Here is a 7,185-nt window from a genome sequence, read left to right on the forward strand (position 1 = left end):
CACGCCATCGGTCAGGCGCCTGCCGCCAGCCAGGCCGCGAAGAGAACCCCGGCCCGGTATCTGGTACCCACCCATAGAGATCGGGTGGGCCGCCGCCGTCGGCGACGGTCACGATGGTCAGCGACAGAGCGCGCTGGAGGTAAGCCGGTAGTCCATGTAGCGACACGCCACGAGGAGAAATCTCGACCTCATGAGTCGACAATGCCTGGTCGGCTGGCGTGGCGTCAACTGGCGAACGGGAGGCTCAGCCGTTTCGCGAAAGATCATTTTTTGGGCAAAGCCGGTGCCGGTGCCGGCGCTGGTCGAACGTCATTCGTCGGCGGGCGGTGGCTGGGCGGCGAGCAGGGAGCGCAGGGCCGCGCCTTCGGCGGGGCTGAGCTGTTCGACGAACCGCTGCAACACCGCGGTCGGGGTCTCACCTCGGCCCAGCAGAGCCTTCATCTGCTGGGCGGCAAGCTCCTCCCGTGCGGCCAGCGCCCGCCAGGCGTAGCCACGACCGGTCGGTATCCGCTCCGCCAGCCCCTTCTCCGCCAGCCGGGTGAGGATCGTCGTCACCGTTGTGTAGGCGAGATCGCCCCCGAGGGACTGCTGGATCACGGCTGGGGCCACCGGCTCGTCCGCGGCCCACAGCGCGGCCAGTATTTCGCGCTCCAGCGCGCCGCGCGCCCGACGGACCCGCCGGTTTTCCGCCCGGTCGCCCATGCAACCCCCGGTCTCCCGTAGCAGCGACGTCTCGTCGTAGCATACGACAGTGTTGTAGTAGTCTACCGCCGGTAGTAACTCCAGCGCATTCGGCGCATGCGGGGGCGCGATGTGATCGTTGATGATGACTGTGCCGAGGTCAATGTGACCCGATATGTCCGTCGTCCGGATTATGCGCCAGGTTCCCGGCCGACGGCCATCGGCCATCAGTTGTCCGTTGTGGTACGGCTGCCGGTCGCGATCGGTCGGCATCCCTGCACTCATGAGCGCGCCCGGCACGAGGGGCGTGCCCCAGCCCCGCGATGCCGCGTCCCCTCTTGCCGGTCGCCCGTAGCCTGGAGACGAGAAGAAGTATGAGTGATCTTACCTATATGCAGTCGATTGTCACCGGGCTGCTGCAAGGTGTGACCGAATTGTTCCCGGTGTCCAGCCTCGGGCATTCCGTGCTGGTCCCCGCGGTGATTGGTGGAAGCTGGAAGCACCTTGTTACCGAATCGGCGTCCTCAACCAGTGAACAGTCGCCCTATCTGGCGTTCATCGTCGCGTTGCACGTAGCGACAGCCGGCGCGCTGCTTGTCTTCTTCCGGTCCGACTGGATCCGTATTATCCGTGCCCTCGCGGTCAGTCTACGCAGCCGTACCGTGACGACCTCGGACGAGCGGCTGGCCTGGCTGCTGATTATCGGCACGATCCCCGTCGGGCTCACCGGCTTTCTTCTCGAGCACACCTTCCGGACGCTGTTCGCCAAACCGCTGGCCGCCGCGCTTTTCCTCACCCTCAACGGGGTCATCCTCCTTGCCGGAGAGCGGCTGCGCCGCAACGCGGAAGCCCGCCGCGCGCATCCCGTACCCACGGCTCGCAGCGGCGATGCCGATGCCGATGGCATCATCGAGCGTCACGGCATGGTGGTCGCCGAGCGGCGTGGTCTCGACCGGCTCGCCTACCGGGAGGCCGGCGTCATTGGGCTGTTCCAGACCTTCGCGCTGTTCGCGGGCATTTCCCGGTCCGGGATCACCATGGTCGGCGGGCTGCTCCGCGGCCTTGACCATGAGGACGCCGCCCGATTCTCCTTCCTGCTCGCCACCCCGGTCATCCTCGCCGCTGGCCTCCTGAAACTCCCCACCCTCGCGGGCAGCGCCGGAAGTCACATTCACGGCCAGGTCATCGTCGGGATGCTTGCCGCCGGGACCGCCGCTTACCTCTCCGTGCGTTTCCTCACCAACTACTTCGAGACCCGTACCCTCACCCCATTCGCCGTGTACTGCCTCGTTGTCGGTGGACTCGCCACCCTGCGTTTCGGTATCGGCGGCTGACAGCGATTTCGCTCGCCGCCGTCGACGATCGACCGGACGGGCTGCGCGCCGGGACCCAGGCGCGCAGCGCATGATCGTTGCTTTCGCGGCGTGCGGCGCGAAACCGCTCCCGGCCATCCCGGCCATCCTGGCCGACGCCATCCCGGTTGACGTCATCCTGGTCGATGCCATTGCCGACGGCGGCAGCCAGCGTATGCGGCTGGTGCTGTCGCGCAGGTGGTTCCGTTTGCCCGTCAACCGGCTCCTTATCACATTGGCGGGGCAGCCCATCCGGCCGGCGGGCGCCAGGCCAGCCATGCCCGGAAAATACATTGACCTGAAGCCGGGTTCAGCTCGTAGTGTTCGTATGCGTCGGCGGCGCTGCGGCCCTTCGTCACTCGGGCGGCAATCCGCCACCGGCCGCTTCGGGTATGGGTCAGCGCCGTGGCGCTGACCCGTGCGGATACAGCGGTATGAAAGCCTCGCGCCACCGTCCGGACTTCGTTCCATCTGCCCTGCTGCCGAGAGAGACCGCATGCTGATCCGAATCCTGCGGGCCCACCTTGGCCCCTACACCAGGCCGATCATGATAACGGTCGGCCTGCAGCTGGTGGCGACGATCGCCATCCTGTATCTACCGACCCTGAACGCCGACATCATCGACCACGGGGTGATCACTGGCGATGTCGGCTATATTGTGCGCACCGGCGGGATCATGCTCGGGGTTGCCGCTGTGCAGATCGTCTGTGCCGGCGCCGCCGTGTATTTCAGTGTTCAGACGGCGATGGCTCTCGGGCGCGATCTGCGGGCGGCACTGTTCGACCAGGTGCAGTCGTTCTCCGTCCGCGAGGTCGGCCGGTTCGGGGCACCCTCTCTGATCACCCGGGCCACGAACGATGTCCAGCAGGTCCAGATGCTGGCACTGATGAGCTTCACGCTGATGGTCTCCGCGCCGATCATGTGCCTGGGCGGAATCGTGCTGGCGCTGCGCCAGGATGCCAGATTGTCCGCCCTGCTGGTCGTGATAGTGCCGGTGCTCGGGACGATCGTCGTCCTGATCGTGAGCCGGATGCGGCCCTTGGGCCGGGCGATGCAGGAACGTCTCGACGCTGTCAACCGGATCCTGCGCGAGCAGATCAGCGGGTTGCGAGTGATCCGAGCGTTTGTCCGGGACGACTACGAGCAGCGCCGGTTCGGGGCGGCCAACGCTGACCTGACCGACGTCTCCCTGCGGTTCGGCCAGTTGATGGCGTTGATGTTCCCGCTGGTGCTTACGGTGGTGAACGTTTCCAGCGTCGCCGTGCTGTGGTTCGGCGCGCACCGCATCGATGCCGGCCAGATGCAGATCGGCGCGCTCACCGCGTTTCTCAGCTACCTCATGCAGATCCTGATGTCGGTGATGATGGCCACCTTCATGTTCATGATGATTCCTCGTGCCGAGGTGTGCGCGGAACGCATCCAGGAGGTGCTGATGACCGGCTCCACCCTGCTGCCGCCGGCGAACCCGGTGCGCTCCCTCGACCGGCACGGCGAGCTGGAGCTGCGAGACGTCGGGTTCCGCTACCCGGGGGCACAGGAGCCGGTGCTGCGCGGGATCAGTGTGCGGGCCCGGCCCGGCCAGATCACCGCGATCATCGGCGGTACCGGTAGCGGTAAAACGACGTTGCTCGGCCTGATCCCACGGCTGGCCGACACCACCGAGGGGAGTGTCCTCGTTGACGGCGTCGATGTCCGTGCGCTCGACCCGGCGTTGCTCGCCGCTACCGTCGGGCTGGTCCCGCAGAAGCCGTACCTGTTCTCCGGCACCATCGCGACCAACCTGCGCTACGGCAATCCGGACGCCACCGACGCCGACCTGTGGCTGGCCTTGGAGATCGCGCAGGCGAAGGAGTTCGTCGAGGCCATGCCCGACGGCCTGGACACCGCGATCGCCCAGGGCGGGACGAACGTGTCCGGCGGCCAGCGCCAGCGCCTCGCGATCGCCCGGGTGCTGGTCTGCCGTCCGCAGGTCTACCTGTTCGACGACTCGTTCTCGGCCCTCGACTACGCCACCGACGCGCGGCTGCGGGCGGCGCTCGCCCGGGAGACCGCCGCCGCGACGGTCGTGATCGTCGCCCAGCGGGTCGCCACCATCCGTGATGCCGACCAGATCATCGTGCTGGACGGCGGCGAGGTCGTCGGTACCGGCACCCATCACCAGTTGCTGGCCGGTAACACCACCTATCGGGAGATCGTGCTCTCCCAGCTCACCGAGGAGGAGGCCGCATGACCGACCGGGCAGTGGTGCCAGCCCAGCCGGCCTCGCCAGCCCAGCCGGCCCAGCCGGCCCGGGCGGTGGCGCCGCGCCGGGGGCCGACGCCGATAGGTGGTCCGGGCCGCTTCTTCATGAGTCAGGGCGCGGCGGAGAAGTCCATGGACTTCGTCGGGTCGAGCCGCCGGCTACTCGGGCTGCTGCGCCCGCAACGGCATCTGTTCGTTGTGACGATCGCGCTGGCGATGGTGAGCGTCGGGCTCACCGTGCTTGGTCCGCGGCTGCTCGGGCATGCCACCGACCTGGTGTTCGCCGGGGTCTTCAGCCGACGGCTGCCGGCCGGTATGTCGAAGGCGGAGGCTGTCGCACAGCTGCGCGCCGCCGGCCATGACACCCAGGCCGACCTGCTCGCCTCGCTCGACGTCACGCCCGGTCATGGGATGGACTTCGACGCGATCGGATCCGTACTGCTGGGAGTGCTCGTCGTCTACGTGCTGGCAGGGCTGTGCGGTGTCGTCCAGGCCCGGCTCGCCAACCTGGCCCTGCAGCGGGTGATCGGCAAGCTGCGCGGGGACGTACAGGCCAAGATCTCTCGGTTGCCGCTGCGCTACTTCGACGACCAGCTGCGGGGGGAGGTGCTCAGCCGGGTCACCAACGACATCGACAACCTCGGGCAGAGCCTGCAGCAGAGCCTGTCACAGGTAATCGTCTCGCTGCTGACCATCGTCGGCGTGCTGTCGATGATGATCTGGATCTCCTGGGTGCTCGCGCTGATCGCGCTGGTCACGGTGCCGATTTCGATCATGGTCGCGACGCGGATCGGGAAGTTCGCGCAGCCGCAGTTCGTCGGCCAGTGGGAGATCACCGGCCGGCTCAACGCGCATATCGAGGAGATGTACACCGGGCACGCGCTGGTCCGGGCGTTTGGCCGGCAGGAGGAGTCCGCGCGGATCTTCCAGGAGCACAACGAGCGGCTCTATGCGGTCAGCTGGCGCGCGCAGTTCATCTCCGGACTGATGCAGCCGGCGATGATGTTTATCGGGAACCTCAACTACGTGCTGGTCGCGGTCGTCGGGGGGCTGCGGGTCGCGTCCGGCACACTGTCGATCGGTGACGTGCAGGCGTTCATCCAGTACTCCCGGCAGTTCAGCCAGCCGCTGTCCATGGTCGCCAGCATGGCGAACCTGGTCCAGTCCGGGGTGGCCTCCGCGGAGCGGGTGTTCGACCTTCTCGACGCCAGCGAGCAGGAACCGGACCCGGTCGCCCCGGCGCACCCGGAGCGGCTGCGTGGCCGGGTGGCCTTCGAGCACGTCGCCTTTTGCTACACGCCGGACAGGCCGCTGATCGAGGACCTGTCGCTGACCGCGGAACCCGGTCACACCGTCGCGATCGTCGGTCCGACCGGCGCCGGGAAGACCACGTTGATCAATCTCCTGATGCGGTTTTACGATGTCACCAGCGGCCGGATCACACTGGACGGGGTCGACATCGCCACGATGTCACGAGAGGAGCTGCGGGCAAGCATCGGCATGGTGTTGCAGGACACCTGGCTGTTCGGCGGCACCATCGCGGAGAACATCGCGTACGCTGTCTCGGAGCCCACCCGGGAACAGATCGTCGCGGCCGCTACCGCCGCGCACGTCGACCGCTTCGTGCGGACCTTGCCAGCCGGCTACGACACGGTGCTCGATGATGATGGTGCCGGCGTCAGCGGCGGGGAGCGGCAGCTGATCACCATCGCCCGTGCCTTCCTCGCGGAGCCGCTGATCCTTGTTCTTGACGAGGCGACCAGTTCGGTGGACACCCGTACCGAGGTGTTGATCCAACAAGCTATGTCGACTCTGCGGGCAGGGCGGACCGCGTTCGTGATCGCGCACCGGCTGTCCACCATCCGGGACGCTGACACCATCCTGGTGATGGAGAACGGCGCCATCGTCGAACAGGGCAACCACACCGAACTGCTCGCCGCGGGCGGCGCTTATGCCCGGCTGTACCAGGCCCAGTTCGCTCAGGCCGTCGCCGAGGTCTGAGCACCTGGGGTGATTCCGCGCTGGCCGGGTCAGCCGCGGCCGGGGGAGCTGTTTCAGCCGTGGATGGGGCCGGCCGTGGTCGACAGCGGTTGGCCACTGCGTTGTGAGCGGTTCTGGATGATCTCTGCCGCGATCGATATGGCGGTCTCCGCCGGGGTGTGGGCGCCCAGGTCGAGGCCGATCGGCGCGCGGATGCGGACGAGCTCGTCCCCGGCCAGGCCGGCCTCCCGCAGGCGGGCCAGCCGATCGGCGTGAGTGCGCCGGCTGCCCAGCGCCCCGATGTAGCCGGCGGGCGTGCGCAGCGCCGAGACCAGCAGCGGTACGTCGAACTTCGGGTCGTGGGTGAGCACGCAGATCACTGTCGACGGGTCCACCGTGGTACGCCTGAGGTATCGGTGCGGCCATTCGACCACTACCTCGTGCGCCTCGGGGAACCGCCTGCGGGTGGCGAATACCGCCCGAGCGTCGCAGACGGTGACGTGGTAGTCGAGGAAAACCCCGACCTGGGTGACCGCTCGGGCGAAATCGATCGCGCCGAAGACAAGCATGCGCGGGGGAGGGAGGAGGGACTGGACGAACACGGTCACGGTACCGCAACGCCGTTCCCCCGCCGGCCCGTAGCGGCGCTTGCCGGACTGCCCCCGCGCAAGCAGAGCACGCCCGTCGTCGGTGACCGCCGTATCGAGATCCTTGGCACCGAGCGTGCCGAGAGCCCGGTCCCGCCATATCGCGCGCCGCGCTCCCAGCCGGGCCGAGCCGGCTATGGCCGTGGCCACCGCGACCGGCTCCGCGGCCTGAACCGTCGTCGCGACGGCGGGGAAGTCCGGCGCATGCGCGCGGTCGATGCGCTGCACGAAGACGCTGATTGCTCCGCCGCAGGTCAGGCCGGCCGCGAACACGTCGTCGTCGC

General features: G+C 67.9%; 5 protein-coding genes. 3 read left to right on the forward strand and 2 right to left on the reverse strand.

Annotation, left to right across the window (positions count from 1 at the left end; all coding sequences use genetic code 11):
- Positions 1-309: 309 nt before the first annotated feature.
- Positions 310-909: a BlaI/MecI/CopY family transcriptional regulator gene (locus MJ785_RS17755; RefSeq protein WP_239381859.1), complete on the reverse strand. Its 600-nt coding sequence runs from the start codon at positions 907-909 to the stop codon at positions 310-312.
- Positions 910-1,055: 146 nt separating this feature from the next.
- Here MJ785_RS17755 and MJ785_RS17760 point away from each other — a divergent pair, with 146 nt between their 5' ends.
- The 3 genes from MJ785_RS17760 (at position 1,056) to MJ785_RS17770 (ending at position 6,275) form a co-directional block, all read left to right on the forward strand.
- The gene (locus tag MJ785_RS17760) at positions 1,056-2,015 is read left to right on the forward strand and encodes an undecaprenyl-diphosphate phosphatase (protein ID WP_239381861.1); all 960 of its coding nucleotides are present in this window, start codon (positions 1,056-1,058) and stop codon (positions 2,013-2,015) included.
- Positions 2,016-2,529: 514 nt separating this feature from the next.
- Entirely contained in the window at positions 2,530-4,263 is a 1,734-nt protein-coding gene (locus MJ785_RS17765; RefSeq protein ID WP_239309310.1) for an ABC transporter ATP-binding protein, read from the forward strand.
- Complete coding sequence (locus tag MJ785_RS17770; RefSeq protein WP_370651467.1) at positions 4,260-6,275, forward strand: ABC transporter ATP-binding protein; 2,016 nt, start codon at positions 4,260-4,262, stop codon at positions 6,273-6,275. The genes MJ785_RS17765 and MJ785_RS17770 overlap by 4 nt, the downstream gene beginning before the upstream one ends.
- Positions 6,276-6,328: 53 nt before the next feature.
- On the opposite strand, the gene MJ785_RS17775 is transcribed toward MJ785_RS17770, so the two are convergent.
- Positions 6,329-7,185 (reverse strand): XdhC family protein (locus MJ785_RS17775; RefSeq protein WP_239381863.1); only part of this gene is annotated, 857 nt, incomplete at its 5' end.

This window comes from Protofrankia sp. CiT1 (genome assembly GCF_917627335.1).
Lineage (GTDB): Bacteria > Actinomycetota > Actinomycetes > Frankiales > Frankiaceae > Protofrankia.